Below are 25,032 nucleotides of genomic sequence, written 5' to 3' on the forward strand. Positions count from 1 at the left end.
TCAACGCGGGACTCGCGGGTCCCCAACGGGAGACTCACGGATCTTCAACGCGGGACTCGCGGGTCCCCAACGGGAGACTCGCGAGTCCTGAACGGGAGACTCGCGAGTCCCCAACAGGAGACTCGCGGGTCTTCAACGCGGGACTCGCGGGTCCCCAACGGGAGACTCGCGAGTCCTGAACGGGAGACTCGCGAGTCCCCAACAGGAGACTCGCGGGTCTTCAACGCGGGACTCGCGGGTCCCCAACGGGAGACTCGCGAGTCCTGAACGGGAGACTCGCGGGTCTTCAACGGGGGACTCGCGGGTTCTGGACGGGGGCTCGCGTGGGTGCCGGGTTTGGTATGTGTGCGGTTGGCGTTGGGGGTGCGGGGCAGGATGTGTGTCATGAGTGGAGACGTGCTGCGGGTGGGGCTTGTCGGGGCTGGGCAGTGGGCGCATCGGGTGCACGGGCCCGGGATCGTGGCTCATCCGCGTACCGAGTTGGTCGCTACCTGGGCTCGGCGGGCCGAGGCGGCCGCCGAGGTCGCGGCGATCGGGGGTGCGACGCCGTTCGATGACTTCGACGACATGCTCGAGCACGTCGACGCCGTCGCGTTCGCGGTGCCGCCCTCGGTTCAGGCACCGTTGGCGGCGCGGGCGGCGGCCGCGGGGAAGCACCTCGTGCTCGAGAAGCCTGTCGGGCCGTCCGTGGCGGAGGCCGAGAAGTTGGTGGCCGCCGTCGAGGAGGCTGGGGTTGTCTCGATCATGGTGCTGACCTTCCGGTACGGGATGGGGACCCGCCGGTGGCTCGACGAGGTGCACCGGATCGGCGAGTGGGACGGCGGCATGGCCCGCTGGTTCTCCGGCACCCTGCTGGACAGCAAGTACGAGCGCTCGCAGTGGCGGCACGACGGCGGGGCGCTCGCCGACATCGGGCCGCACGTGTTCGACCTGCTCGACGCCGCGCTGGGGACCGTCGACGACGTCCTGCAGGCGCGGCTCACGGAGCACGGGGTCTGGCACGTCATGCTGGGCCACGGCAACGGCCGGGTCAGCACGGCCACGCTCTCGATGCACACGCCCGCGCAGCCCGCGATCACGGACTTCGCCGTCCACGGGCGGCACGGGGTGCTCCCCTTCGACGCCAGTGGCGAGGCCACGGAGCGGTACGCCGTCCTCCTCGACGACTTCGTTCGGCTGGTCGACAGCAAGACGGCCGAGCACCCGCTGGACGTGCGGCGTGGGCTGCACCTCCAGCGGCTGCTCGGCCGGGTCACCGATCAGTTGGCGGGCGGGTAACGCCCGTCCGCGTGCGGCGGGACGCCGTTGATGATCATCGGGCCCGTCGTCTGGTTCGGGTGTTCGAACGGGGCGGCGGGCTTGCCGTGGCGACCGGACCGGTCGACGGTCCACGGCCCCGAGCTCTGCGGCTCCTGCTGCTCGCGCCGCGCCAGCTCGTCCTGCAGCTCACGCAGCAGGTTCCGCTCCTGGGTGTTGAGGATGTCGTCCACGAACGCCTGCGAGTGCTTGTCCACCCCGTTCACCGGGGTCAGCGACGGCCGGGACGGCGGCTCCTGCTGCTGCTCGTCCTTCGGCGGCTCCGCGCGGCGGCGCGGGGTCGGCGACGGCCGCGAGTTCGTGGGGGTCTCCTCACGGATCGCGGACGGCGGCAGGTCGGGCGCGGGCGGCGCGGGCTCCTCCGGGAGCCGCTCCTGCTCGAACGGGTCGGCGCGCACCTCCACCTTGTCCTCGACGAGGCCGCCCGCCGCCGGGGTCATCATCGTCGGCGGGTCCACGCGCGGACCCTCCTCCGGTGGCTCGGTGAAGGCCGGCTTGTCGGCGAACGGCGGGTCCTTGCGGACCGGCAGCGAGTCGACCCTCGGCGCGTCGACGGCGGGCGGGTCCATGCGCGGGCGCTCCAGCGGCACGGCGGCCACGTGGGGCGGTTCCGGCTGGACCGCGGACAGCCGCGGCGGCTCGGGCGCCGGCTCCGGCCTCGGCGGCTCGGGCTCCGGCAGCCGGGGCGGCTCCGGTGCGGCCGCCAGGCGCGGCGGCTCCACGCGGGACGGCTCGACGCGCGGCGACTCGATCCTCGGCGACTCGATCCTGGGCGCCTCGGGCACCGCCGTCATCCTGGGCGGTTCGACCCTGGCACGGGCGGGCTCGATGCGGGGCGCTTCGTAGGCCGGCTCCACCCTGGGGCGGTTGGAGCCGTGACCGTCAAAAGGGATCTGTCGCGCGCTCCGCATCGCCTCCCGGTGGTACTCGCCGGGCTCGACGCCGTCCATCAGGACCTCGACCGACGCACGGATACCGGCGCGCCGCAGCGCTTCCTCGACGCGGTAGGCGGTGGCGGGCGGGAACCCGCCGGGACCGATGCCCACCAGCACCAGCAGGTGCGGGACCGGCCCGGACGCCGGGCCTGCCGGGGTCAGCCGCCACACGCACCACATCGACCGCACGTCCGGCAGCACGCCGAGCACCGAGCGCACGGCGTCGGCGACGCCGCGCTCCGGGTCGCGCCCGTCGACGGCACCGAACGCGAAGCGGTGCCTGCCTGCCTCGACCCGGTCGGTGACCATCACGCGGTCGATGACGGACGGGTCGAGGTACATGTCGGCGAACAGCGACTCCAGCTCCGCGTGCTGCTCACGGGTCAGCACGATCCGGCCCGCCGCCAGGCACCCGGCCAGGAACTCGAGCGCGCGGTCCAGTTCGGCGGACGCCAGCATCTGCCGCACGTCGCCGAGCGCGTCGTCGTCCAGCCGCCCGGCGAGCGTCAGCAACAGATCATGTATTCGGATCGGCAACGCGACACCCGGCCGGTTCGCGCCTCCCGATCCAACCCCCCTCGCGACCTGTGTCACGGTCGGCTCCTTCCCAGCTCTCGTCGGCATCGACGGCCCTTGTGCTGGGGAGCGCGTCAGCCCTGGTGCACGATCACCCCGGGCAGCAGCGGCTCGGACGCCGCCAGTGCCGCACGGTGGTAGGGCGGGAGGTCGATGCCCTCCGGCATGACCTCGACGCCCGGTTCGTGCGTCCCAAGAGCACGCAGCACGCGCTGCAGCTCCCCGGTCAACCGAGCGCAGCCCGTCGATGCCGTGACGAGCACGATCCTGGTGGCCGGTCCCACCCCGGATCGGTGTCGTCGCCAGCTCCCACGCACGTCGACCAACTCGCGACGTCCGTGGAGGACCGCCCCGAGCACTACCGCTTCGGAGTCTCCCGCGTTAACCCGTTCGGGCGACTCCGAGGTGAATGTGTAGTCGACTTCGTCGATTTGGTCTACCCAGGGCACCGCGTGTAGCCGTCCGGCGTCGGCGCCGGCATCCAACAGAGCGGCGTTGAGCAGCATCGATTCACGCGCTGTGATCGCGACCCGTTCCCGGAGCAATGTCAGCGGCAACGCGCGGGCGAGCGCGTCGACGGCGCCGCCCGCGAGCCAGTCACGCAACCGCCACAGCTGGCGGTCGGGCAGCCTGCCCGCGAGCCGGAGCAACAGCTCGTGGCAGGCGGCGTCACGGTCCACGTCGTGGTCCACGTCGGTCATGCGCCCTCCCCGATCTCCACCGTCAACTCGACCTCGACCGGCACGCCGAGCGGCAGCTCGGCCACCCCCACCGCGGACCGGGCGTGCTTGCCCGCGTCCCCGAAGACCTCGCCGAGCAGCTCCGACGCGCCGTTGATGACCGCGGGCTGGCCGGTGAAGCCCTCCGCGGACGCGACGAACCCGACGACCTTCACGACGCGCACGACGCGGTCGATGCCGACGAGGTCGTGCACGGCGGCGAGCGCGTTCAGCGCGCACGTGCGGGCGTGCGCCTTCGCCTCCTCGGGGCTGACCTCGCGGCCGACCTTGCCGGTCGCGGCGATCTTCCCGTCGACGAAGGGCACCTGGCCTGCCGTGAAGACGAGGTTGCCGGACCGGGTCGCGGGCACGTACGCACCGGCGGGCGCCGGTACCGAGGGCAGCTCGATGCCCAGCTCGCCGAGCCGGTCCGTCCAGCTCATGACTTGGGCCGCTTCAGGTAGGCGACCAGCTGCTCGCCGGTCGGCCCGGGCAGCACGGTGACGAGCTCCCAGCCGTCCTCGCCCCACTGGTCGAGGATCTGCTTGGTCGCGTGGATCAGCAGCGGCACCGTGGCGTACTCCCACTTGGTCATGGTCCGCGACTCTAGTGCCCCCCGCCGGAAGTGCGTTGCGTGTATCGGTGGTCCAGGTTTTCGCTGGCAAGGCGCCGGGCCGTCCTCGTACCGGGTTGTACTTGGGCGGACCGGCAACGCCGCCAGCGGGAAGCTGGGCCTGCGAGACGCGTGATGAACTTCCGGCGGGGGGCACTGGCCCATCCCGGTACGGTGTGGCGCGTGGAGGGTTGGCGGCTGATAGCGGGGGCATTGCTGGCGATGTCCGGCATCGTGCTGATGCTGCTCACGATGGCGAAGGTCCGGGAGCGCAGCGGCTCGACCGGCGCCGACGTCGCGGTGGCGGGCGCGATCTCGTTCGTGCTCCTCGTGATCCTGGTCGGGCTGGTGCTGCTGGTGCTGCCCGCGGGCATCGCGTGGGGTGTCGTCGTGGTGGTCGGCGGCGCCGTGACCGTGATGATGCTCGCTAGTTGACCCGTCTCATGAGCGCACGCCGGTTGTGTCCACTTACTCTGAAAACGTGAGCACTCCCGCTGTCGGATGGACAGACCAGGTCGCGCGGGCCCGCCTGCACGTGGTCACCGGCAAGGGCGGGACCGGCAAGACCACCGTCGCGGCCGCGCTGGCGCTCGCGCTGGCCACGGGCGGACGCCGCGTGCTGCTGGTCGAGGTCGAGGGCCGTCAGGGCATCGCGCAGCTCTTCGACACGAACCCGCTCCCGTACGAGGAGCGCAGGATCGCGTCCGCGCCGGGCGGCGGCGAGGTCCGCGCGCTGCACGTGGACGCGGAGGAGGCGCTGCTCGAGTACTTCGCGATGTTCTACAACCTGGGTTTCGCCGGCCGGACGCTGCGCAGGATGGGCGCGATCGAGTTCGCCACCACCCTCGCGCCCGGCCTGCGGGACGTGCTGCTGACCGGCAAGGTCAAGGAGACCGTGGGCCGCACCGACGAGAACGGCCGCCACGTCTACGACGCGGTGGTGCTGGACGCGCCGCCGACCGGCCGGATCGTGAAGTTCCTCGACGTCACCAAGGCCATGGCCGAGCTGGCGAAGGTCGGCCCGATCAAGGGGCAGAGCGAGGGCGTGGTCCGGCTGCTGCACTCCGGCGACACCGCGGTGCACCTGGTGACGCTGCTCGAGGAGATGCCGGTGCGCGAGACCATCGAGGCGGTCGCCGAGCTGGACGGCGCGGACCTGCGGCCGGGCGTCGTGTTCCTCAACCGGGTGCGCCCGCCGAGGCTGCCCGCCAGGTCCGTCACCCCCGCGGCGGGCGGCCGCGTCGACGCGTCCCGGGTCCGCGACGGCCTGGCGTCCGCCGGGCTGGACCTGTCCGAGGAGGACCTGGACGGCCTGGTCGAGGAGACGGTGGAGCACGCGATCAGGGTGCTGGCCGAGCAGAACGCCCGCGAGCAGATCGCCGAGGTGGACCTGCCCGCGGTCGAGCTGCCGGACGTCACCGAGGGCATCGACACCGCCGCGCTGTACGAGCTGGCCGAGGCCATGGTCGAGCAGGGGGTGCGATGACCGGCGTGCTCGATGTCGACAAGTTGATCGACAACCCCGAGATCCACGTGATCGTGTGCTGCGGCTCCGGTGGCGTCGGCAAGACCACCACGGCCGCGTCGATCGCGGTGCGCGCGGCGGAACGCGGCCGCAAGACCGTCGTGCTGACCATCGACCCGGCGCGCCGCCTCGCGCAGGCGCTCGGGCTGCGCGAGCTGGGCAACACCCCGAAAGAGGTGGAGGTCGAGGGCTTCGAACCGGACGGCCAGCTCTCGGCGATGATGCTGGACATGCGCCGCACGTTCGACGACATGGTGCTGGCGCACGCGGGTGAGAAGCGGGCGCAGGAGGTGCTCGCCAACCCGTTCTACAAGACGATCTCCACGTCGTTCTCCGGCACGCAGGAGTACATGGCGATGGAGAAGCTCGGCCAGCTCGCCGGTGAGGGCCGCTGGGACCTGATCGTCGTCGACACCCCGCCGAGCCGCTCCGCCCTGGACTTCCTCGACGCGCCGCAGCGCATGTCGACCGCGCTGGACGGCCGGATGATCCGCCTGCTGTCGGGGCCCGCCCGCGGCGGCGGCTGGGGCATCCGCAAGGTCGTCGGCGCCGGGGTGATGCTGTTCGCGAAGGCCGTGTCGACGATCGTCGGCGGGCAGCTGCTGGCCGACGCGTCGGCGTTCGTGCAGGCCTTCGACTCGATGTTCGGCGGCTTCAAGCAGCGGGCGCGCAAGACCTACGAGCTGCTCCGCTCGTCCGGCACGTCGTTCGTGGTGGTGGCCTCGCCGGAGCCGGACGCGCTCCGCGAGGCGAGCTACTTCGTCGAGCGGCTGGCGTCCGAGTCGATGCCGCTCGCCGGGCTGGTGATCAACCGGACGCACCCGGTGCTGGCCGGGCTGTCGGCGAGCAAGGCGATCTCGGCCGCCGACGGGCTCGAGTCCCGCGGCGAGTCACCGCTCGCGGCGGCCGTGCTGCGGCTGCACGCGGACCGGGTGGCCGTGCGGATGCGTGAACGCAGGCTGCTGGCCAGGTTCACGAAGGCGCACCCGAACGTGCCCGCGGTCAGCGTGCCGGCCATGCCGTCGGACGTGCACGACCTCAGCGGTCTGCGCACGATCGGCGAACGGCTGGCCGGCGGCGACCAGACCTAGCCGACGCGGACGTCCTCGTCCTCGTCGGAGTGCTGGCGCTTGGCCTCCGTCAACAGCTCGTGCCAGGACGTGACGTCCGGGCGGCGACGGAGGAGAGCCCGTCGCTCACGCTCGGTCATCCCGCCCCACACGCCGAACTCGATGCGGCCGTCCAGCGCCTCCGCGAGGCATTCCGTGCGCACCGGGCACGCGATGCACACCAGCTTGGCCTTGCGCTGCTCCTTGCCCCGGACGAACAGCCCGTCGGGGTCCTCGTCGCGGCACGACGCGTTGACTCGCCAGTCCGCCTGTTCCATCTGCTGCATAACCCCCGCCCCTACCTCGTCTCGACGTTCTCCCCCCGGGTCCCCCCTTAGGCCCCGGAGTCGCCAGGCAGATGCGCCACCCGTGTGGTCGCCCTGCCCGGCTCATGTCGTTTGAGACGTTGACGGACTCTAGGGCCCACCGGTTCCCACGAGAACGACCGGGGGCACAGGCGTTACAGAAAGTCAATAACTCACTCGGCCAATCCGGCGGTTTGTGTGATCCCGCGTACCCTGACCTCCGTGCGAGTCGGAGACGGTCTGCTGAAGATGTTCGGCCTGTGCCTGTTGGCCGGTGTCCTGATGGCCGGAATGCTGTTCCCCATCGTCGGGGCGCTGGGCGTGGCGTCCAACCGCGCGAGCGACACGATCGACGCCGTGTCCGCGGACCTGGTCACCACCGACCCGCCGCTGGTCACCCAGATCCAGGACGCCAAGGGCGCGACCATCGCGTACCTCTACAACCAGTACCGGCTGCCCGTGACGTCCGACCAGATCTCGCCGACCATGAAGGCGGCCGTGATCTCGATCGAGGACCGCCGGTTCTACGAGCACCACGGCGTGGACTGGAAGGGCACGATCCGGGCCGCGATCAGCAACTCGTCCTCCTCCGACACGCAGGGCGCGTCCACGCTGACCCAGCAGTACGTCAAGAACTACCTGATCAACGTGGTCTACCGGGACCAGGTGGGGGTCGAGGAGGACCCGGAGAAGGAGATCGGGCGGCAGCGGGCGCAGGAGCAGAGCATCAGCCGCAAGCTGCGCGAGGCGCGGCTCGCGATCCAGCTCGAGCAGAAGATGTCCAAGGAGGAGATCCTCACCGGCTACCTCAACGTCGTCGAGTTCACCGACCGGGTGTTCGGCGTCGGGGCGGCCGCGAAGGCCTACTTCAACACGACCTCCGACAAGCTGACCGTCACCCAGTCCGCGCTGCTCGCAGGCATGGTGAACAACCCGAGCCTGTACAACCCGTGGAAGCGGCCGGAGGAGACGCTCAAGCGCCGCAACCGGGTGATCGACACGATGGTCGAGACGAAGCGGCTGTCCGAGGAGGACGCGGAGAAGGCGAAGAAGGAGCCGCTCGGCGTCCTGCCGAAGGGCCCGAACAAGCCCGCCGCCAACTGCGTCGGCGCCGGCCCGCAGTACGGCTTCTTCTGCCAGTACGTCGAGGACTACCTGATGAAGATCGGGATGTTCTCCGAGGACCAGCTGTACTCCGGCGGCTACACGATCAAGACCACCTTCGACGCGCGCGCCACGAAGATCGCCAAGGCGGCCGTCGAGCGCCAGGTGCCGAAGAACGTCGACGGCATCGCCAACACCATGGCGATCGTGCGGCCCGGCAAGAAGCAGCACCAGGTGGTGGCGCTCGTCGCCAACCGCGACTACGGCCTGAACGGCGACAAGGGCCAGACCACCATCCCGTACCCGTACGGCGTGATGAACAAGTTCGGCGCCGGCTCGACGTACAAGATCTTCACCGCGGCCGCGTACCTGGAGAAGGGCGGCGGCGTCAACGACGTCATCGACACGCCGAGCTTCTACGTGTCGAACAAGTTCAGCGGCGGCGCCGAGAAGTGCCCGCGCACCGACGCGCCGAACGACGGCGACAACCGCAAGTACTGCCTGTCGAACGCCAGCGAGAACTACCCGGCGAAGATGACGTTGCAGCAGGCGCTCGCGACCTCCCCGAACACCGGTTTCGTGAAGCTGGAGGAGCGGGTCGGCATGGAGGCGGTCGTCGACATGGCCAGCAGGCTCGGCCTGCGCCAGACGATGTCGACGAACATGCTCGGCCAGACCCCGGACCCGTCGGGGAAGCGTGCCGAGGAGACGCAGACGCAGAGCGTGTACTTCAAGCCGAAGCCGAACGGCTACCCCGGCCGCGCGTCGTTCACGCTGAGCCCGGCGCCGGTCAGCACGCTGGAGATGGCGAACGTGGCCGCCACCATCATGAGCGGTGGCGTGTGGTGCCCGCCGACGCCGCTGCTCGAGGTGAAGGACCGCAACGGCAGGGTCCTCGACATCGCCAAGTACCAGGAGCCGTGCGAGCAGGCCGTCGCCGAACCGCTCGCCCGCTCGCTCGTGCAGGGCATGAGCAAGGACGACACCGGCAGCGGCACCTCGGCGACCGCCGCCCGGCAGTTCAACTGGACCCGCCCGATGCTCGGCAAGACCGGCACGACGCAGGAGTACAAGTCGGCGGCGTTCGTCGGCGCCACCCCGCAGCTGGCGGCGTCGACCATGGTGTTCAACGACGGCCCCCGGCCCCGCCCGATCTGCGACTCGGTCGTGCCCGGCAGGCCACCGTTCCTGTGCGGCAGCGGGTCGATCTTCGGTGGCCGCGCCCCGGCCCGGTCGTGGTTCGACGCGATGGGCCAGATCCTCGGGTCGGCGCCCGCGGTGCCGCTGCCCCCGGGTGACAAGCGGTACATGGAGGGCGGGCCGGGCACGAACGTGCCGGACGTCGTCGGCGACAGCGAGGCCGACGCCATCTCGGCCCTGCAGAACGCGGGCTACAAGGTGCAGGTCATCCAGACGAACCGCGCCGACCCGAAGGGCACGGTCGTCAACCAGAGCCCGCGCGGTTCCGCGCTGCCCGGCGAGACCATCACGATCTACGTGAGCACCGGGTACGTCCCGCCCGCGCAGACCCAGGACCCGCCGCCCAGCAGCGAGACCAAGCCACCGCCGTCGTCCGGCGGGGCGACGCCGCCACCCAGCAGAGGTGGCGGCGGGGGCGGGGGCGGTGGGGGCGGCAGCCCCGGCCCCGGTCCGGGAGGCGGCTGACACGACGGAAGCCGGGGCTCGGTGAGCCCCGGCTTCCGTTCGTTCTCAGCCCCGCAGCCGTGCCTTCACGGCGGCGGCGACCCGGCCGCCTTCCGCGCGCCCGGCCACCTTCGCGTTGGCGGCCTTCATGACCTGGCCCATCTGCCGCTGCCCCGGCGCCTCGCCGAGCTGCTCGGTCACCTCGGCGACAGCTTCGCCGACCAGCGCGGACAGCTCGTCGTCGGTCAGCTGCTTCGGCAGGTAGTCGGTGAGCACGGCGGCCTCGTCACGTTCCGCCTGGGCCTGCTCGGCGCGGCCGGCGCCCTCGAACGCCTCGGCGGCCTCGCGGCGCTTCTTCACCTCGCGGGTCAGCACCTTCTGCACCTCGGCGTCGGACAGCTCGCGGGCCTCGTCCCCGGCCACCTCCTCCGTGGTGATCGACGCGAGCGCCATGCGCAGCGCCGCCATGCGGGTGGTCTCCCGGGACTTGATGGCCGCGGCCAGATCGTCGCGCAGCCGTGCCTTGAGGTCAGCCATGACGGGAACACTACTGGTCAGCACGATCCCGCTCACGGCGGTTTCCGGTGACCCGGTGAGCGCATCTAGGCTCGGGGACGTGGGTAACTTCGTGCGCAACCTCGGCAGGGCGGCACTCGGCGCGACCGCCGTCGGCACCGCGACCCTGGCCTACTCCGCCGGTATCGAACGCAGGCACTGGACGCTGCGGCAGGCGACCCTGCCGGTACTCGCGGAAGGCGCCCGGCCGCTGAAGGTCCTGCACATCTCCGACCTGCACATGACGCCGAACCAGGGGTCGAAGCAGCGCTGGGTCGCCGCACTCGCCGAGCTGCGGCCGGACCTGGTCGTCAACACCGGCGACAACCTCGCCCACCAGAACGCCGTGCCCGGCGTGCTCCGCGCGCTCGGGCCGCTGCTCGACGTGCCGGGCGTGTTCGTGTTCGGCAGCAACGACTACTACGCGCCGCGCCCCAAGAACCCGGTGCGCTACCTGACCAAGTCGAAGAAGCGCATCCACGGGATCCCCCTGCCGTGGCGCGACCTGCGGGCCGCCCTGGTCGAACGCGGCTGGCACGACCTCACGCACGTCAGGCGCCTGCTGACCGTCGACGGCCAGACCATCGCCGTCGCCGGCGTCGACGACCCCCACCTGCGCCGCGACCGGTACTCGGACATCGCGGGCAAGCCGGACCGCTCGGCCACGCTGCGCCTCGGTGTCACGCACTCGCCGGAGCCACGCGTGCTCGATTCCTTCGCCGACGACGGGTACGACCTGGTCATGGCCGGCCACACCCACGGCGGGCAGCTCCGGGTGCCGGGCTACGGGGCGATCGTGACCAACTGCCAGCTCGACCGGACCCGGGCCCGCGGGGCGTCACGGTGGGGGGCGCACATGTGGCTGCACGTGTCCGCCGGCCTGGGGACGTCGCCGTACGCACCGGTGCGGTTCGCGTGCCCGCCCGAGGCGTCGCTGCTGACCCTCGTACCCCGTCCGACCAGCGGTTCTGGCCGGGACGGCGCCGCAGACAGTGCCCGCTTCGGAGCCGGTGCGGACGTCGGTTAGACTTGCTCCCGTACCACCGGGGTGTGGCGCAGCTTGGTAGCGCACTTCGTTCGGGACGAAGGGGTCGCAGGTTCAAATCCTGTCACCCCGACGGTGGTCAGGCCCTGTCTACAGAGGATGTAGACAGGGCCTGATTCGTTTACGGGTGTCGCCCATGGTGGTGTTACACGTTGCCAACGTTCTGGCTGTCGCATGCCTCACGCGTAGCTCATGATCCTGCACCTCCCTGGCTCGCAGCACGCGGTCGCACGACGCACAAAGACCGTGAGACTGTCATGTCCCCGTGTCACTGGGCGGCTCGCGCGGGCTGAGACATCGATGTGGAGATTCAACAGCGCCAGCAAGTCGATGTCCTGGCACAGGCTCCTGTAGTAGTAACGCCTTCCCCGCCTCACCGACTTATCGACCATGGGAGTCTGGCTCCCGCTGACGGCACGCAAGCACGACAACGACACCCAGTAGGGCAGATCCTGATTGCGGGTGGCTGCACATGCGTGAAGCGGAGCATTACTAGGCGTGTGATCGGAGGTTGATCAACTCTTGAATGGGGCTTCGTCAGTAGCATTCGTCAGCTATTCGCATGACGATAACAAGAACTCCCAGAGCGGGATTTTGAGACTTGTTGAAGCGATTCGCGATGAGTACAACCTGCTTGCCGGAGAATCGCTCGATATATTCGTGGATGATACCGCATTAGAGTGGGGCGACGAGTGGCGGTCACGAATTGACGGCGCGCTAGCGCAGACAACATTCTTCATACCGTTCATAACTCCAAGGTACTTTAAACGACCGGAATGTCGCCGCGAGTTCATAGAGTTCTCTAGTCAGGCGAAGAGCCTTGGGCTAGAGGAACTTATCCTTCCCATACTCTATGTCGATGTGCAAGATTTGCGCACTGAAAGTTCCGACGAGATCGTGGCGCGAGTTGCCCGATTGCAATACGCTGACTGGCGAAAATTACGCCTCGTCGATGTACAATCAGAGCAGTATCGCCAGGCGGTCAACTCCTTGGCAACGCGCTTGCATCAAGTTCGAACCCAAGTGGCAGAAGACCAGATAGCATTTGAATTGACGCCCAAGTCCAACGACAGTGAGGACGTCGGAGTCGGTGACGTCCTCCAAGAGATCCAACAAACCATGCAGCCCTGGCTGGATGTCGTCCTATCCAACAAGACAACTGCTGCCCAGACGCACGCCACTATCGAGGAATACCTTGACCAACTTGCTCGCTTGCGAGCAAGGCGCGCACCCAAGTCGGCATTTATGGCGACGCACCTGCGCCTGGGCGCAACACTTCTTCCGTTAGGCGAGAAGTCCAGATCTGAAGCCTATGATTATCTCCGAACGAGTCTTCAACTTGACCCGTGGATGATCAGGGCTGCCAGACAACTTCGGGAACACCCTGAATATGGTTCAATGTTCCGCGAAGTGAAGCACAACATAGCCGAGGCAATCGAAGCAATTGAGAAATACGAAAAGGAATCTCAGCACTCCGATGAGGACAACACGGAGCACTACCTCTGGGATCACGTGGAGGAGATCAGCCACCTCAGTCGAACTCTTAACCAGGTATGTGCAATTTCTCGAGCCGAATCGAAAATAATAACCGACGGCAACGAGATAGTCCGCCGATGGTGGAGCGATCTAGCGCCGCTGATCAAGTGAGCGGCCTGGATCTTGCGGTTGGCCGTGGCGCGCATGCACGCGAAGGGCCTGTTACGCCTTTTGGGTGATCGCAAGGGTTCCTCGTAACGAGGGTGTGCGGGGTCGCGACGGTGGCTGTGGTGTCCCTTGAGGAATGGATCAGTTATGCGCAGAGGGCTTGTCGCGGTTCTTGTTGTGCTGGCTGGGTTTGTGGTGCCGGGCACGGCGACAGCCGCTCCGCCTGACCCCAGTGCCGCTGCCGCGAGCACCGGCCAGGTCGCGCCCGGGAACACGTTCACGGTCGCGGTCGAGTTGTTCAACCCGCAGAACTTCACCGTCACCGGGGCCAACGCCCAGTTGCGGACCGGTGACGTCACGGCGATCAGCTCCTTGTTCGAGCTGGTTTCCTGTGCCGGCGCGCCGTGTTTCGAGTACTCGCCGACGAGTTACCGGGGTGTGGTCGGGGATCTCGCGCCCGGGGCCGGTGCGACCGTGGTCTTCACGTTGCGGGTCCGGGACACCGCGCCGCTGGGTGATTACACCTTCGAGCACCAGTTCGTGGGCAGCAACTTCTCGTTCGCCGCCGGGAGCGGGCCCGCGATTTCCATCGTGGGGGTTTCGCAGGTCGCGGACATCGCGGTCGGGCTGGACGCGTCGCCGCGCGGGATTCTCACCTCGCGGGTCACCTACACGGTTTCCGTGACGAACAACGGGCCCGCGGACGCCGCCGCGGTGCGGGTCGCCGGGACCTACGCCGCCGGGTTCTCCTGGGCGGGCGGGGACGGCTGCGCACGGGTGAGCGGCCGGAACGTGGTGTGCGACGTCGCGTCGCTCCCCTCCGGGGCCACGGCGCAGGCGTCCTTCTCGGTCAACGCCGGGCTGCTGGCGCTCGGCTCCTTCTCGGCGACCGCGACCCGGACCGCCTCGACCCCTTCCGATCCCGACGGTGGCAACGACAGTGCTCGCCGGTCCTGCTCGGCGTTGACTGGGCTGCTCGTGCGGTGCTGACGGATCGTTCCCAGGACCAGGACCAGGACCAGGCCCCGGCCGCGACCACCGCGGACGGGGCCTGGTCGTGGCAGCCGAGTGCCTCCGTCCTGAAGCCGGCGTTCTAGTCGTCGAGCTTTCCCTGCTTCTTGGCGCGTTCGACCAGGCGCCGGACGTTCTCGACGCGACCGCAGTCCGCCTCGATCTGGCGCTGGCGCTCCTCGAGGAACTGGCGGCCCAGCTCTGCCCGCACCTGGGGGCTGACCTCGTCGCGGGCCGGATTGAGGATGGTCAGCTCCTCCTCGGCGAGGTGGTGGTTGATGGTGCCCGACAGCTCCTCGACGGCGTCCGAGAACGCCTTCGTGTCGGTCCCCTTCAGCTCGAGCACCTTCAGCAGGGCCTCGTGGCCCTCGGCGTGCTCCTCCTCGCTGTGTTCGGTCGCCTCCTCGTCGACCGCGTCGCGTCTGCGGAGTTTCGGGTAGACGTACTTCTCCTCCGCCTCCGCGTGGGCGACCAGCACGGCCGCCAGCGCCGCGCGGGCCTCGTCGCGGTTCGCGGAGGAGTCGCGCAGCGCGCGCAACAGCTCCTCGAACAGGCGGTGGTCGGCCAGGATCAGGTCGATGACGTCGCCCGCCACTGGGCGGTGCAGGTCCAGGACATACCCCATACCCGTGAGTACCCGGGTGATCCGATCTCTAACTCGCCTCCACCACGAAAGTCCGGACGTCGGCCACCTTCGCCTCCCACGGGCGAGCCAGCTCCGCCAGGACCTCGTGCCTGCCCGCGCGGGTGACCCGCAGGACGAAGACGCGCTCCCCCGCCGCACCGGGGGTGGTGCCGGACGGGAAGAAGTCGTCCGACACCACCTCCAGCGGCCCGGTCAGGCGCCAGCGGTAGCCGGTGGTGGGGTTCTCCGGCAACGCCAGGTTCACCGTCCCACCGACGCGTGCCGTGATCACACCAGGAGCTGGTCGATCTGGCCCGCCGCGTCCTCGTGGTAGTCCACGGGCAGGTTGCGGTCCGTCGCCAGGGTCGCGAGCAGGCACATGTGGCTGTGCCCGTGCTCCGACACCGGCGAGAGCCGCTTCCAGCCGATCCCGTCGACCCAGATCCACACGCCGGTCGCGGCGTCGTAGGACCACAGGTGGGTGATCACGCGGTTGTGGACCCAGCCCGCGGTGAGACCGTCGCCGATCGCCAGGCCCTGCTCGTCGAGCGACGGGGGCATGGGCGCCAGCATGTCCTGGGTCATCACCGCCGCCGTCGCCAGCATCGACGTGGGCACGGGCGGTGGCGTGTCGGGACCGGGTTCGGTCGTGGCCGGTGCCGGGGGCATCCGCGTCGCCTCGGCGGCGCCGTGGGCCGGCTTGCGTGTCTTGCGGGCAACCGGTGCTGCCATGTCTGGGTCCTCTCAGTCCGCGACCAGCACCGAGCTGAGCTCGGCGCCGTCGATGAACGGGCTGACCTGGTGACCCGTGCCCCGCGCGTGGGTCAGCTCCGCCAGCTTGTTGGTCGTGGTGTGGGCGCCGCCCTTGAGGTGTGCCCAGCCGTAGTTCTCCAGGTACGCCCACCCGTTGGCGTCGTTGGCGGTCGCGAACAGCCGCAGCGTGCGCTGCGCGGGCAGCCACGCCCGCAACGTCACCGACGTGCAGCCGAACACCGTCGGCCGCGTGCCCGGGTAGTCCTCGATGAAGGAGTCGCCGTACGCGATGCGGAAGAACCCGCCGTCGCCCCAGCCGGTGCCCCAGGAGTTCTTGGCGATCCAGCAGCCCGCGGCGTCGTCCCAGCCGATGAGCGCCACGCAGTGGCCGCCGGCGACGTCCTCGGTCGTGTGCTTGTAGACACCGCTGCGGTAGTGGAAGAAGTCGTTGTAGACGACGAAGCAGGAGACCACGCCGCCGTAGCTGTAGATGTGCTGCTTGATCGCGGCCGGGTTGCCCGTCAGGTTCGTCATGCCGACGGCCTTCGCGAGCCGGTTCGGCCAGTCCGCGTTCACGGAACCGGTGCCCGCGTCGCTGTACGGGAAGTAGTCCTCGAACGTGACGCCCTTGGTCACGCAGTCGGAGTACAGGTCGTCCGGCCACGAGCCGGACGCGCAGGTGTACCCGCGTGCCTTCGCGTGCACGAAGTACAGGTGCGCCTCGGACAGGTTCAGTGCGAGCCCCGGCGCGCCACGCGTGTACGACGCCGTGCTCTCGATCGACGCGAGCGTCCCGAACGCGACGCACGAACCACATCCGCCCTGGTCACGGATGCCCGTGACGTAGGACCGGCCGCCGACGTCGCGCAGGTCGAACGCGGCGGGCAACGACGCGCTCGGCGCGCCCATCGCGGACACGGCCTGGCCTGCGGCGCCCCGCGCTGCCGCCGCCATGGCCTCCGGCTGACCGGCGCGCTCGGCGATCTCCTCCTCGGTCGGGACCGGTACGCCCAACCGGGCGGCGCGCCAGTCCTCCGGCAACCTGCTCATCCTGGTCTCCGCCGCCTGCCACGGGTTGCCGCGCTCGGCGAGCGCCGCGCGCACCGAGGCGATCTCGGCGATGTGGGGTCTGTCTGGACTCATGGGTTCCTCCCCTTCGGGGGTGGGGGGTGGACAACATGATTAGAGACCCGCTGACCTGCGATGGATACCTGTTTCCGTTGGGCAATAAGGGTTTTCTCCATACCGGCGGTCGCGAGTGGCGATTCACCGACCATGTGCGCGGTACAGATGGTCGGCTGCCGGACCCGGCCCGCGCCTGGCAGGATCAGGGGGTGAGCAACCACCCGCCCGCCGAGGTCCCCGACCGACTGTTCGCCGACGACGACACCGAGGCCCGCTGGCGGGCGCGGTTCACCGCGGCCCGCGTGTCGCTGCCCAGCTGGGCGCACGACGCGCCGGACCGCAACATCTACGTCTCCAACGTCAGCGGCGTGTTCGAGATCTACGCATGGGACCGCGCGACGGACACGCACCGCAAGGTCACCGACCGGCCCAACGGCACCCACACCGGGGCCATCAGTCCCGACGGCGAGCACGTGTGGTGGTTCTCCGACTCCGACGGCGACGAGTTCGGCAGCTGGGTGGCCGAGCCGTTCGCGGGCAGGCCCGTCGACGAGGCGCCCGCGGCCGCCGTGCCCGGCAGCGTGCCCGGTTACCCGGCCGGTCTCGGGCTGGGCAGGAACGTGACCGCCATCGGCGTGTCCGACGACGACGGCACCACCGTGTTCGTCGCGCGGAACGGCGGGCAGGCCGAGGTGGTGTACCGCGACGAGCACGACGGCGGGGTGGCCGCGCTGTCCCGCGACGAGACGCTGCTCGCCATCGAGCACTCCGAGCACGGCGACAGCAGGCACCCGGCGCTGCGGGTGCTCGCGGTCGACGGCGGCGCCGCGGTCGCCGAGAAGTGGGACGGCGAGGGCAAGGGCCTCGACGCGATCGGTTTCAGCCCGGTCGAGGGCGACCAGCGGCTCCTGGTCGCGCACGAGCGGCGCGGCCGCGACGAGCTGCTGGTCTGGGACGTCGCGGCGGACACCGAGGTCGAGCTGGCCATCGACCTGCCCGGTGAGCTGACCGGCGACTGGTACCCGGACGGCCGCGCGATCGTCGTGGTCCAGACGCACGAGGCCCGCAGCGCGCTGTACCGCTACGACCTCGGCTCCGGTGAGCTGACGAAGCTGAACACCCCGCCGGGCACGATCGGCGCGGTGGACGTGCGACCGGACCACACGGTCGAGTACTCCTGGTCCAACGCCGCCGAGCAGGGCGTGGTGCGGGCGCTGTACACCGACGGCACCGAGCGGGTGCTGCTGGAGCCGCCGGGGCACCGCGCGCCGGACTCGGTCGCGCTGCGGGACGTGTTCGTGCCGGGCGAGGGCGGCGACGTGCACGCGCTGTACGCGCGGCCCGCGGGCGCGCCGGACGGGCCGCTGCCGACGGTGTTCGCGCTGCACGGTGGCCCGCACGCGCACGACGAGGACCGGTTCTCCGCCTACCGGGCGGTGTGGCTGGACGCCGGGTTCGCGGTCGTGCACGTCAACTACCGCGGCTCGTCCGGCTACGGCTCGACGTGGCGGGACGCGATCGAGGGCAGGCCGGGGCTGACGGAGCTGGCGGACGTGGCCGCCGTGCACAAGTGGGCGGTGTCGGCCGGGTTCGCCGACCCGGAGAAGTGCGTGGTCAACGGCGCGTCCTGGGGTGGCTACCTGTCACTGCTCGCGATGGGGACGCAGCCGTCGCTGTGGGCGGCCGGTGTGGCGGGCGTGCCGGTGGCGGACTACCTCGCCGCGTACGAGGACGAGATGGAGCCGCTGCGGGCGTTCGACCGGGCGCTCTTCGGCGGGTCACCCGACGAGGTGCGGGACCGGTACGTCGAGTGCTCGCCGATCACGTACGTGGACAACGTGCGGGCGCCGCTGCTGGTGGTGGCCGGGGAGAACGACCCGCGCTGCCCGATCCGCCAGATCGAGAACTACCTCGAGAAGCTGGCGGACCGGGACAGTCCGTACGAGGTGTACCGGTACGACGCGGGTCACGGTTCGCTGGTGGTGGCCGAGACGATGAAGCAGACCGCGATCGAGATCCACTTCGTCCGCCGCCACCTGGGGCTTTAGGCCGTCTGGGCCTGCCACATCCAGTGCTGCTTCTCGAGCTCGGCGGCGATCTCGATCAGCAGGTCCTGGGTGACCAGGTCGGTCTTGTCGGTGGCGTCGATGCGCTCGCGCAGCCGCTTGATGACCGCGCCGAGGATCTCGACGATCGCGGCGACGGTGGCCTCGACGGTCTGCCAGTTGGCCGGGTAGTCCGGGAGGCCGGAGGACTCGACGACCACCTTGGCCTTGCCGTTCGGGGAGACACCGATGGCGTTGGCGCGCTCGGCCACCTCGTCGGTGTACTGGCGGGCCGCGGACACCAGCTCGTCGAGCTGGAGGTGCGCGCTGCGGAAGTTCTGGCCGACGACGTTCCAGTGGGCCTGCTTGGCGATCAGGGAGAGGTCGATCAGGTCGACGAGCGTCGCCTGGAGCACGGCTCCGGTTGCGTCCCGTTCGGCGTCGCCGAGCGGGCTCGTGATCGGGGACTTGGTCATGTCATACCTCCTCAGTACACCTGTGGAAACGGCGGTGTACCCGGAGGGATTCCTGGTCACACGCGGGTTGTGGCGAACTCCACGACCTGTAGCCCGATCGTGCGCAGGGTCGCGGCGACCTGTTCGTCGGAGCAGTCCCCCGCCGGCCCGAACAGCACGTGCTGGGAGTTCACGGCCGCGCCGAGCGGGGTCGGCCAGCCGCGCAGCGCGTGGACGATCGACCGCAGCGACGTGAGCGTGGTGACCGCCGCCTGCCACCCGCGGGCGGCGGCGACACAGCCGACGGCACGGCCGTCCAGGTACGGCCTGCGGTCCTCGCGCAGGTCCTCCACGTAGTCGAGGGCGTTCTTGACCAGGCCGGACACGGTGCCGTGGTAGCCGGGCGAGACGAGCACGACGCCGTCGGCGTTCCGCAGCTCCTCGATCAGCCGGTACGCGGCCGGGCTGCGTGCCGGCTCCGCCGGGTCGTAGAACGGCAGGACCAGCTCGGTGCCGGTGATGACGGTGGTCTTGGCGCCCGCGCGCTCCGCCCCGTCGAGTGCGATCCGCAAGGCGCGCTCGGACTGCGAGTCCGCACGCAACGACCCACCGATGCCCACCACGCTGACTGTCACCGCGCTCCTTCCGTCACCCTCGATCATCCACCATTCCGGGGACGACGCGCTCCACTCCCGGTAGTTCCATCGGCGGTCTGGCCATCCACGGAAACCCGTGGTAGTGGACTTTCGGCACGTCGGGTGACCATCGCCACGTCCACCGGTTAGCCTCCACCGCATAGCCGCCCCGGGGAGGCGAACATGCCGAGTGTGATGGACAGGGTGCCGCTGCCCGTTCAAGGCGCGGCCCTGCATGCCGTGTTCGCGCTGCCGCGACCGCTGCGCAGGGTGCTCGCCGGGCCGCCGATCCGGCGGGACGGCCTCGAGCTGGCGCTCGACGCGCAGCTGCTGCTGCGGATGCTGGCGCTCACGGACACCAACCTGGCCGGCGGGGACGCGGCCACGGCACGCGCGCAGCTCGAGCTGCGGCGCGGGCTGGTCGGCCCCGGCGTCACCGGGGTGCGGACGCGCGACCTGGACATCCCGTCCGACACGGGCGCGCCGGTGCCTGCCCGCCTGTACGAGCCGGTGCACCTGGCGCCCGGGTCGCCGCTGCTCGTGTACTTCCACGGCGGCGGCTGGGTCATCGGCAGCATCGAGACGCACGACCCGACCTGCCGGTACCTGGCCCGCAACGCGCAGGTCCGGGTGCTGTCGGTCGAGTACCGGCTCGCGCCGGAGCACGCGTTCCCGGCCGCGGTGGAGGACGCGCTCACCGCGTTCCGGTACGCGGCGCGCAACGCCGACGCGCTGGGCGCGGACCCGTCCGCGATCGCGATCGGCGGGGACAGCGCGGGCGCCAACCTGGCCGTGTCCGTGAGCCTGCAGACGCCGGCCAACGGCCCGAGGCCGGTCTTCCAGCTGCTCTTCTACCCCGCCACCGACGGGACGACGCGGCGCCGGTCGCGCGACCTGTTCGCCGACGGCTTCTTCCTCACCGACGACGACATGACGTGGTTCCTCGACCACTACTGCCCGGACGTGGCGATGCGGGCCGACCCGCGGCTGTCGGTGCTGCTCGCCGACGACCTGCGCGGGCTGCCGCCCGCGTACGTGGCGACCGCCGGGTTCGACCCGCTGCGCGACGAGGGCAACGCGTTCGCCGACCGGCTGCGCGAGGCGGGGGTGCCCGTGGTGAAACGGCAGCACGACGACCTCATCCACGGGTTCGTCAGTTTTGTGAACCTCGGGACGCGTTTCCGGGAAGCCGTGTCGGAAGCGGCCGGCGCACTGCGCACGGGCCTCGCGCTGCGTTCCCGCGCGAATGTCGTCGACCTGTTCCGGCCGACCGCGTAATAGCAACAGGGAATTGCCGGACCGCGGTAATCCACACCCCTCAGAGGGATTACCGCGATCCGGCTTCGTGTCAATTTCCTGGTGTGCGCCCCGGGGTCAGGGCGCGGGCACCTCCGGGGCCGGGGCGGCCGGCGCGGGCACGTCCGGCGCCGGGACGTCGGGCGCTGGCACGTCCGGCACCGGCAGCTCCGGGGTGGGCACCCCGGGCAACTCGGGCAGCGGCAGATCGGGCAGCTCCGGCAGCGGCAGCGGCACCGGCAGCCCGCCGAGCAGGCTCGTGACCAGGTCGAGGATGGTCGTGAGCAGCGACGTCACCAGGCCGGTGACCGGCGCGAGGAGGGTCAGGCCCGGCAGGTCGCGCTCGATCCGGGCCGCCTGGGCGTCGGCCCGCTCGTTGAGCACCGCGGCGGCGCGCGCCACCTCGCCCTTGTCCACGGCGGCCAGCACCGGCCGCAGGTGCTGGATCGCCGCGCTGACGGCGGCCACGTCGTCGGCGCCGACGGCGCCGCGCAGGTAGTCGTGCAGCTGCCGCAGGTACGCGGCCGCGGAATGGGTGTTCTGCTGGGCCGTCGCGGTCGTGACCCGCGACTCCAGCCGGTCGGCGGCCGCCGCGTTCGCGAGGCCGGCGCCCATCACCGAAACCACGGCGGCGGTGACCGTCGCGGCGATGCAGCGAATTACTCTTGCGTTCATTCGCGAACTTCTCCTTAGGGTGTACGAAAACTCCCTCCGGAAAACATCGTCACCGCAGTCGGCCGGACGCGCCAGACAGAAAACCGGCGGAATCCACATTTGATTAGCGATGCGTGAATGAATGCGGCCAGGCAGGCGGTGCGACACTCATCGATCGGGTGAGGTGCTCAACGGGCGGTTACCACGCTCTCGGTGACCAGCGAAAACAGTTCGGCTCGCGTGCCACGATCGAGCACTGGAAGCACACGAGTGGGCCTATCCGGCACGGGCTCCCGTGTGGTTGCTTGACCGGCTGCCGGGGTGTGACCTTCACTGGAATCAGTCAAGAAAGCGCGGAACTGTCGGTGGGCGCACGTAAATTGGTTGCCGATCGACAGTCCCGAGAGGTCACATCCAGTCATGCAGCTGTACCGCCGAACGCTTGCCCTGCCAGGGGTCAGGACCCTGCTGGTGCTCGTGTTCTTCGCCCGCATCCCGTCCACGGCGTCCGGGATGGTCCTGACCCTGCACATCGCGGTCACCATGGACCGCGGTTACGGGGCCGCGGGCACGGTCGGCGCGGTGGCCACCATCGGCATCGCACTGGGGGCGCCGCTGCTCGGCCGGGTCGTCGACCGGTACGGCTTGCGCCCGATGCTCGTGATCACCACCATCGGCGAGGCGACGTTCTGGGCGTTCGCCCGGTTCATGCCGTTCCACATGCTGCTGGTGTTCGGTTTCGTCGGCGGGCTGCTCGTGCTGCCCGCCATGTCCGTCGGCCGCCAGGCGATCGCCGCGCTCGTGCCCGCCGACCTGCGGCGCACGGCGTACTCCATGGACTCGGTGTCCACCGAGCTGTCGTTCATGGTGGGCCCGGCCGCCGCGGTGTTCGTCGCGACGCAGTTCTCCACGCAGACCGCCACGCTGGCCATGGCGGTGGGGATCGTGGTCGTCGGCGCCGCGCTGTTCGCCGTGAACCCGGCGGTGCGCAGCGAGGAGGAGAAGGCCGCGGCGGAGAAGGTGCCGCGGCGCGTGTGGCTGACGCCCAGGCTCGTGGGTGTCCTGCTCGTGGGCGCGGGCGCGGTGTTCATCCTTGCGGGCACCGAGGTCGCGATCGTGGCGCAGATGGAGCACAACGGGGACCTGTCGTGGACGGGCCTCGTGGTGATCGTGTGGTCGGCGGCGTCCGCGGTCGGTGGTCTCGTGTACGGGGCGCTGAAACGGTCCGTCCGGCAGGTGACGCTGATGGCGTGGCTGGGGCTGCTGACCGTCCCGATCGGACTCGCGGGCGGGACGTGGTGGTTGCTCATGCTGGTGCTGGTGCCCGCGTCGTTCCTGTGCGCCCCGACGATCGCCGCGACGGGCGAGGAGGTGGCCCGGCTCGCGCCTGCCGCCGCGCGCGGGGAGGCGACGGGGTTGCAGTCGTCGGCGTTCACGCTGGGGTCGGCGATCGGCGCGCCGCTGGTGGGGTTCGTGGTGGACCACGCGTCGCCGGGGTGGGGATTCGTCCTGGCCGGGTTCGGTGGCGTCCTCGTCGCGGGCCTGGCGTGGACACTGGCCGTCCGGCAGCGGGAGCCGGCCCCGGCGGTCAGTTGATCGTCCGCCGCAGCCGGATCCAGGTGCCGCGGTGGCCCGTGCGGGTGTGCCCGTCCGGGCGCCAGCCGTGGCTCTCGAAGAACTCGCGCGCGGCGTCGCCGGCGAGGAGTTCCAGCACGCCGACGGTGACACCGCGCGTGCGCCACGCGGTCAGGCACTCGTCGTGCAGGCGCGCGCCGATGCCCTGCCCGCGGTGGCCGTCGCGCACCTCGAGCCGGTACAGCTCGCCGACCCACGGGCCGAAGAGGCCGCGCGGCGGCCCGGCCATCGCGGTGCCGACGACCTCGCCGTCGACCTCCGCGTGCCACACGTCGTGGGCGAAGCGGCCGTCCATGTCGCCGTGGAACGAGCGCAGGCGTTCGTCGTGGCCGGTGCTGGTGTGCGTGATCCTCACTCCGCGCTGCCCACGACCGTGTTGCGGCCCGCGCGCTTCGCCCGGTACATCCGCTCGTCGGCGACGTGGACGAGGCCGTCCACCGTGGTGCCCGCGGCCGGGAAGCAGGCGACGCCGACCGACGCGGACAGGTCGGTGATCACGTGCGTGACCTCGCCGACGGCGACCGTCACGGTCAGGTCGCCGATCGCGGTGCGGACGCGTTCCGCCACGTCGCGGGCGCCGTCGTCGGCGATCTGCGGCAGCAGCACGACGAACTCCTCACCGCCCCAGCGGCCGACCGAGTCGTACGCGCGGAGCTGGTCGGTGATCGTCTCCGCCACCGTGCGCAGCACGGCGTCCCCCGCGACGTGGCCGTAGGTGTCGTTGACCTTCTTGAACCGGTCGAGGTCGACCATCAGCACCGCGAACGGCTCCCGGGTCCGCGCGTTGCGCACCAGCTCGGCCGCCACCCGCGTCTCCCACTCCGCCGCGGTGAGGAGCCCGGTCTTCGAGTCCTGCGCCGCCTTCTCCTCCAGCTGTCGCATGAGGACGTTGCGGTGCAGCACGATCACCGGCAGCAGCATGAGCGCCACCAGCGCGGGCTGTGTCACGAGCACGACCGCGGTCGTGCCGCCGAGGCTCAGCGTCGCCAGCTCGAGCGCGTTCTCCGCCTTGGTGCCGAACGTCTTCGACCACGGCCGCGCCGGGTGGTGCAGCTTGACCGCGATCGCGACCGGCACGCCGTTGACCGACGTGTACACGAGGATCGCCACCGCCATGGCCAGCAGGACGCGCCCGCCCTGCCAGTCGGCACGCAGCACGTCACCGGAGCCGAACAGCCGCAGCACCGGCCGCACCGACATGACCGCCAGCAGGACCGTGCTCGCGGAGAACACGACGCGGTAGGCGTGCCTGCCCTGGATGGGCGACCACACCCGCAGCCACAGGTGCAGGTAGGTGATCACGGTCAGCCCCACCGCCATGGCCGCGGGCAGCACCGCCGCGCCGCCGAACATCCACACCGACGTCATGTTGATGTGCGGCCGGTCAGCGAGGTAGCGGCGCGCCTTCTCGGTGCCGAGCGACAGCTCGGTCTGCAGGCACGACACCACCAGCAGCGCGAGAAACCGCGCCCAGTCCGCGTCCGCGGGCGCCCGCCCCGGGAAGGCGACGACGAGCACGACCATCGCCACTTCCACACCCAGGTACAGCGGCAGCACCACACGCGGCGCCTCGAGGATCGCCCACCGGACCCGTGGTCGGGTTGCGGTCATGCTCGTCGCTCCACGGTGTTCTCATGTCCCCGAGCCAGAAGGCATGAAGGTACCGGAAACCCGTGCACACCACCGTGTTGGCCGACACCGACCAAC

At 70.4% G+C, this 25,032-nt stretch carries 26 protein-coding genes and 1 tRNA gene; 12 read left to right on the forward strand and 15 right to left on the reverse strand.

Annotated elements, in window-relative coordinates; genetic code table 11:
* Positions 1-384: 384 nt before the first annotated feature.
* Positions 385-1,278 carry a Gfo/Idh/MocA family protein gene (locus ACYQ77_RS34705; protein WP_459719156.1) on the forward strand — a complete coding sequence of 298 codons (894 nt, stop codon included), beginning with the start codon at positions 385-387 and terminating at the stop codon, positions 1,276-1,278.
* Here the strand turns inward: ACYQ77_RS34705 and ACYQ77_RS34710 are convergent.
* From ACYQ77_RS34710 to ACYQ77_RS34725, 4 genes are read right to left on the reverse strand one after another with little or no spacing between them, the layout of a single operon-like run.
* Entirely contained in the window at positions 1,260-2,846 is a 1,587-nt protein-coding gene (locus ACYQ77_RS34710) for a hypothetical protein (RefSeq protein WP_459719159.1), read from the reverse strand. The two genes, ACYQ77_RS34705 and ACYQ77_RS34710, sit on opposite strands and share 19 nt — an antisense overlap.
* Before the next feature lie 56 nt (positions 2,847-2,902).
* Positions 2,903-3,529 (reverse strand): hypothetical protein, encoded by a 627-nt coding sequence (locus ACYQ77_RS34715; RefSeq protein WP_459719161.1) that lies wholly within the window; start codon positions 3,527-3,529, stop codon positions 2,903-2,905.
* Positions 3,526-3,990: a RidA family protein gene (locus ACYQ77_RS34720; RefSeq protein ID WP_459719164.1), complete on the reverse strand. Its 465-nt coding sequence runs from the start codon at positions 3,988-3,990 to the stop codon at positions 3,526-3,528. Before ACYQ77_RS34720 ends, ACYQ77_RS34715 begins: the two co-directional genes overlap by 4 nt.
* Positions 3,987-4,142, reverse strand: coding sequence for a DUF4177 domain-containing protein (locus ACYQ77_RS34725; protein ID WP_459719166.1), 156 nt, complete (start codon positions 4,140-4,142; stop codon positions 3,987-3,989). Before ACYQ77_RS34725 ends, ACYQ77_RS34720 begins: the two co-directional genes overlap by 4 nt.
* Before the next feature lie 201 nt (positions 4,143-4,343).
* Here ACYQ77_RS34725 and ACYQ77_RS34730 point away from each other — a divergent pair, with 201 nt between their 5' ends.
* The 3 genes from ACYQ77_RS34730 to ACYQ77_RS34740 are packed head-to-tail and all read left to right on the forward strand — an operon-like array spanning position 4,344 to position 6,776.
* Positions 4,344-4,595 (forward strand): hypothetical protein, encoded by a 252-nt coding sequence (locus ACYQ77_RS34730; protein WP_459719168.1) that lies wholly within the window; start codon positions 4,344-4,346, stop codon positions 4,593-4,595.
* Positions 4,596-4,641: 46 nt separating this feature from the next.
* A complete protein-coding gene (locus ACYQ77_RS34735) occupies positions 4,642-5,646 on the forward strand; it encodes an ArsA-related P-loop ATPase (RefSeq protein WP_459719170.1) in 1,005 nt (334 codons plus the stop codon).
* Positions 5,643-6,776 carry an ArsA family ATPase gene (locus ACYQ77_RS34740; RefSeq protein ID WP_459719173.1) on the forward strand — a complete coding sequence of 378 codons (1,134 nt, stop codon included), beginning with the start codon at positions 5,643-5,645 and terminating at the stop codon, positions 6,774-6,776. The genes ACYQ77_RS34735 and ACYQ77_RS34740 overlap by 4 nt, the downstream gene beginning before the upstream one ends.
* Here ACYQ77_RS34740 and ACYQ77_RS34745 read toward each other — a convergent pair.
* The gene (locus ACYQ77_RS34745) at positions 6,773-7,081 is read right to left on the reverse strand and encodes a WhiB family transcriptional regulator (protein ID WP_459719175.1); all 309 of its coding nucleotides are present in this window, start codon (positions 7,079-7,081) and stop codon (positions 6,773-6,775) included. The genes ACYQ77_RS34740 and ACYQ77_RS34745 overlap by 4 nt on opposite strands.
* Positions 7,082-7,321: 240 nt before the next feature.
* Here ACYQ77_RS34745 and ACYQ77_RS34750 point away from each other — a divergent pair, with 240 nt between their 5' ends.
* Positions 7,322-9,868 carry a penicillin-binding protein gene (locus tag ACYQ77_RS34750; protein ID WP_459719178.1) on the forward strand — a complete coding sequence of 849 codons (2,547 nt, stop codon included), beginning with the start codon at positions 7,322-7,324 and terminating at the stop codon, positions 9,866-9,868.
* 45 nt (positions 9,869-9,913) lie between these two features.
* Here the strand turns inward: ACYQ77_RS34750 and ACYQ77_RS34755 are convergent, their stop codons facing one another.
* On the reverse strand, positions 9,914-10,384 hold the full coding sequence (locus ACYQ77_RS34755) for a GatB/YqeY domain-containing protein (RefSeq protein ID WP_459719181.1): 471 nt from the start codon (positions 10,382-10,384) through the stop codon (positions 9,914-9,916).
* Between the two features lie 79 nt (positions 10,385-10,463).
* On the opposite strand from ACYQ77_RS34755, the gene ACYQ77_RS34760 reads away from it, so the two are divergent.
* The 4 genes from ACYQ77_RS34760 (at position 10,464) to ACYQ77_RS34775 (ending at position 14,081) form a co-directional block, all read left to right on the forward strand.
* Positions 10,464-11,429, forward strand: coding sequence for a metallophosphoesterase (locus ACYQ77_RS34760; protein ID WP_459719184.1), 966 nt, complete (start codon positions 10,464-10,466; stop codon positions 11,427-11,429).
* 17 nt (positions 11,430-11,446) lie between these two features.
* A tRNA-Pro gene (locus ACYQ77_RS34765) sits at positions 11,447-11,520 on the forward strand.
* A 449-nt stretch (positions 11,521-11,969) separates the two neighbouring features.
* Positions 11,970-13,094 (forward strand): TIR domain-containing protein, encoded by a 1,125-nt coding sequence (locus tag ACYQ77_RS34770; protein WP_459719186.1) that lies wholly within the window; start codon positions 11,970-11,972, stop codon positions 13,092-13,094.
* A gap of 174 nt (positions 13,095-13,268) precedes the next feature.
* Positions 13,269-14,081, forward strand: coding sequence for a COG1361 family protein (locus ACYQ77_RS34775; RefSeq protein WP_459719189.1), 813 nt, complete (start codon positions 13,269-13,271; stop codon positions 14,079-14,081).
* A 103-nt stretch (positions 14,082-14,184) separates the two neighbouring features.
* Here the strand turns inward: ACYQ77_RS34775 and ACYQ77_RS34780 are convergent, their stop codons facing one another.
* From ACYQ77_RS34780 to ACYQ77_RS34795, 4 genes are read right to left on the reverse strand one after another with little or no spacing between them, the layout of a single operon-like run.
* The gene (locus ACYQ77_RS34780; RefSeq protein ID WP_459719191.1) at positions 14,185-14,727 is read right to left on the reverse strand and encodes a hemerythrin domain-containing protein; all 543 of its coding nucleotides are present in this window, start codon (positions 14,725-14,727) and stop codon (positions 14,185-14,187) included.
* Positions 14,728-14,755: 28 nt separating this feature from the next.
* On the reverse strand, positions 14,756-15,019 hold the full coding sequence (locus tag ACYQ77_RS34785) for a protease inhibitor I42 family protein (protein WP_459719194.1): 264 nt from the start codon (positions 15,017-15,019) through the stop codon (positions 14,756-14,758).
* Entirely contained in the window at positions 15,016-15,459 is a 444-nt protein-coding gene (locus tag ACYQ77_RS34790; protein WP_459719196.1) for a hypothetical protein, read from the reverse strand. Before ACYQ77_RS34790 ends, ACYQ77_RS34785 begins: the two co-directional genes overlap by 4 nt.
* 12 nt (positions 15,460-15,471) lie before the next feature.
* Positions 15,472-16,623, reverse strand: a complete 1,152-nt coding sequence (locus ACYQ77_RS34795) for a C1 family peptidase (RefSeq protein ID WP_459719198.1) — start codon at positions 16,621-16,623, stop codon at positions 15,472-15,474.
* 191 nt (positions 16,624-16,814) lie between these two features.
* Between ACYQ77_RS34795 and ACYQ77_RS34800 the strand changes: the two genes are divergently transcribed.
* Complete coding sequence (locus tag ACYQ77_RS34800) at positions 16,815-18,653, forward strand: dipeptidyl-peptidase 5 (RefSeq protein ID WP_459719201.1); 1,839 nt, start codon at positions 16,815-16,817, stop codon at positions 18,651-18,653.
* Here ACYQ77_RS34800 and ACYQ77_RS34805 read toward each other — a convergent pair.
* Both ACYQ77_RS34805 and ACYQ77_RS34810 read right to left on the reverse strand, forming a co-directional pair.
* On the reverse strand, positions 18,650-19,126 hold the full coding sequence (locus tag ACYQ77_RS34805; RefSeq protein ID WP_459719204.1) for a Dps family protein: 477 nt from the start codon (positions 19,124-19,126) through the stop codon (positions 18,650-18,652). The two genes, ACYQ77_RS34800 and ACYQ77_RS34805, sit on opposite strands and share 4 nt — an antisense overlap.
* A 56-nt stretch (positions 19,127-19,182) precedes the next feature.
* Complete coding sequence (locus ACYQ77_RS34810) at positions 19,183-19,740, reverse strand: NADPH-dependent FMN reductase (RefSeq protein WP_459719207.1); 558 nt, start codon at positions 19,738-19,740, stop codon at positions 19,183-19,185.
* Between the two features lie 183 nt (positions 19,741-19,923).
* Between ACYQ77_RS34810 and ACYQ77_RS34815 the strand changes: the two genes are divergently transcribed.
* Positions 19,924-21,018, forward strand: a complete 1,095-nt coding sequence (locus tag ACYQ77_RS34815; RefSeq protein WP_459719210.1) for an alpha/beta hydrolase — start codon at positions 19,924-19,926, stop codon at positions 21,016-21,018.
* Positions 21,019-21,114: 96 nt separating this feature from the next.
* On the opposite strand, the gene ACYQ77_RS34820 is transcribed toward ACYQ77_RS34815, so the two are convergent.
* Entirely contained in the window at positions 21,115-21,711 is a 597-nt protein-coding gene (locus ACYQ77_RS34820; RefSeq protein ID WP_459719212.1) for a hypothetical protein, read from the reverse strand.
* 399 nt (positions 21,712-22,110) lie between these two features.
* On the opposite strand from ACYQ77_RS34820, the gene ACYQ77_RS34825 reads away from it, so the two are divergent.
* Positions 22,111-23,286 (forward strand): MFS transporter, encoded by a 1,176-nt coding sequence (locus ACYQ77_RS34825; protein ID WP_459719215.1) that lies wholly within the window; start codon positions 22,111-22,113, stop codon positions 23,284-23,286.
* On the opposite strand, the gene ACYQ77_RS34830 is transcribed toward ACYQ77_RS34825, so the two are convergent.
* A complete protein-coding gene (locus ACYQ77_RS34830; protein ID WP_459719217.1) occupies positions 23,279-23,680 on the reverse strand; it encodes a GNAT family N-acetyltransferase in 402 nt (133 codons plus the stop codon). The two genes, ACYQ77_RS34825 and ACYQ77_RS34830, sit on opposite strands and share 8 nt — an antisense overlap.
* Complete coding sequence (locus ACYQ77_RS34835) at positions 23,677-24,936, reverse strand: GGDEF domain-containing protein (protein WP_459719220.1); 1,260 nt, start codon at positions 24,934-24,936, stop codon at positions 23,677-23,679. Before ACYQ77_RS34835 ends, ACYQ77_RS34830 begins: the two co-directional genes overlap by 4 nt.
* Positions 24,937-25,032: the final 96 nt, after the last annotated feature.

The organism is Actinophytocola sp. KF-1, assembly GCF_054661535.1.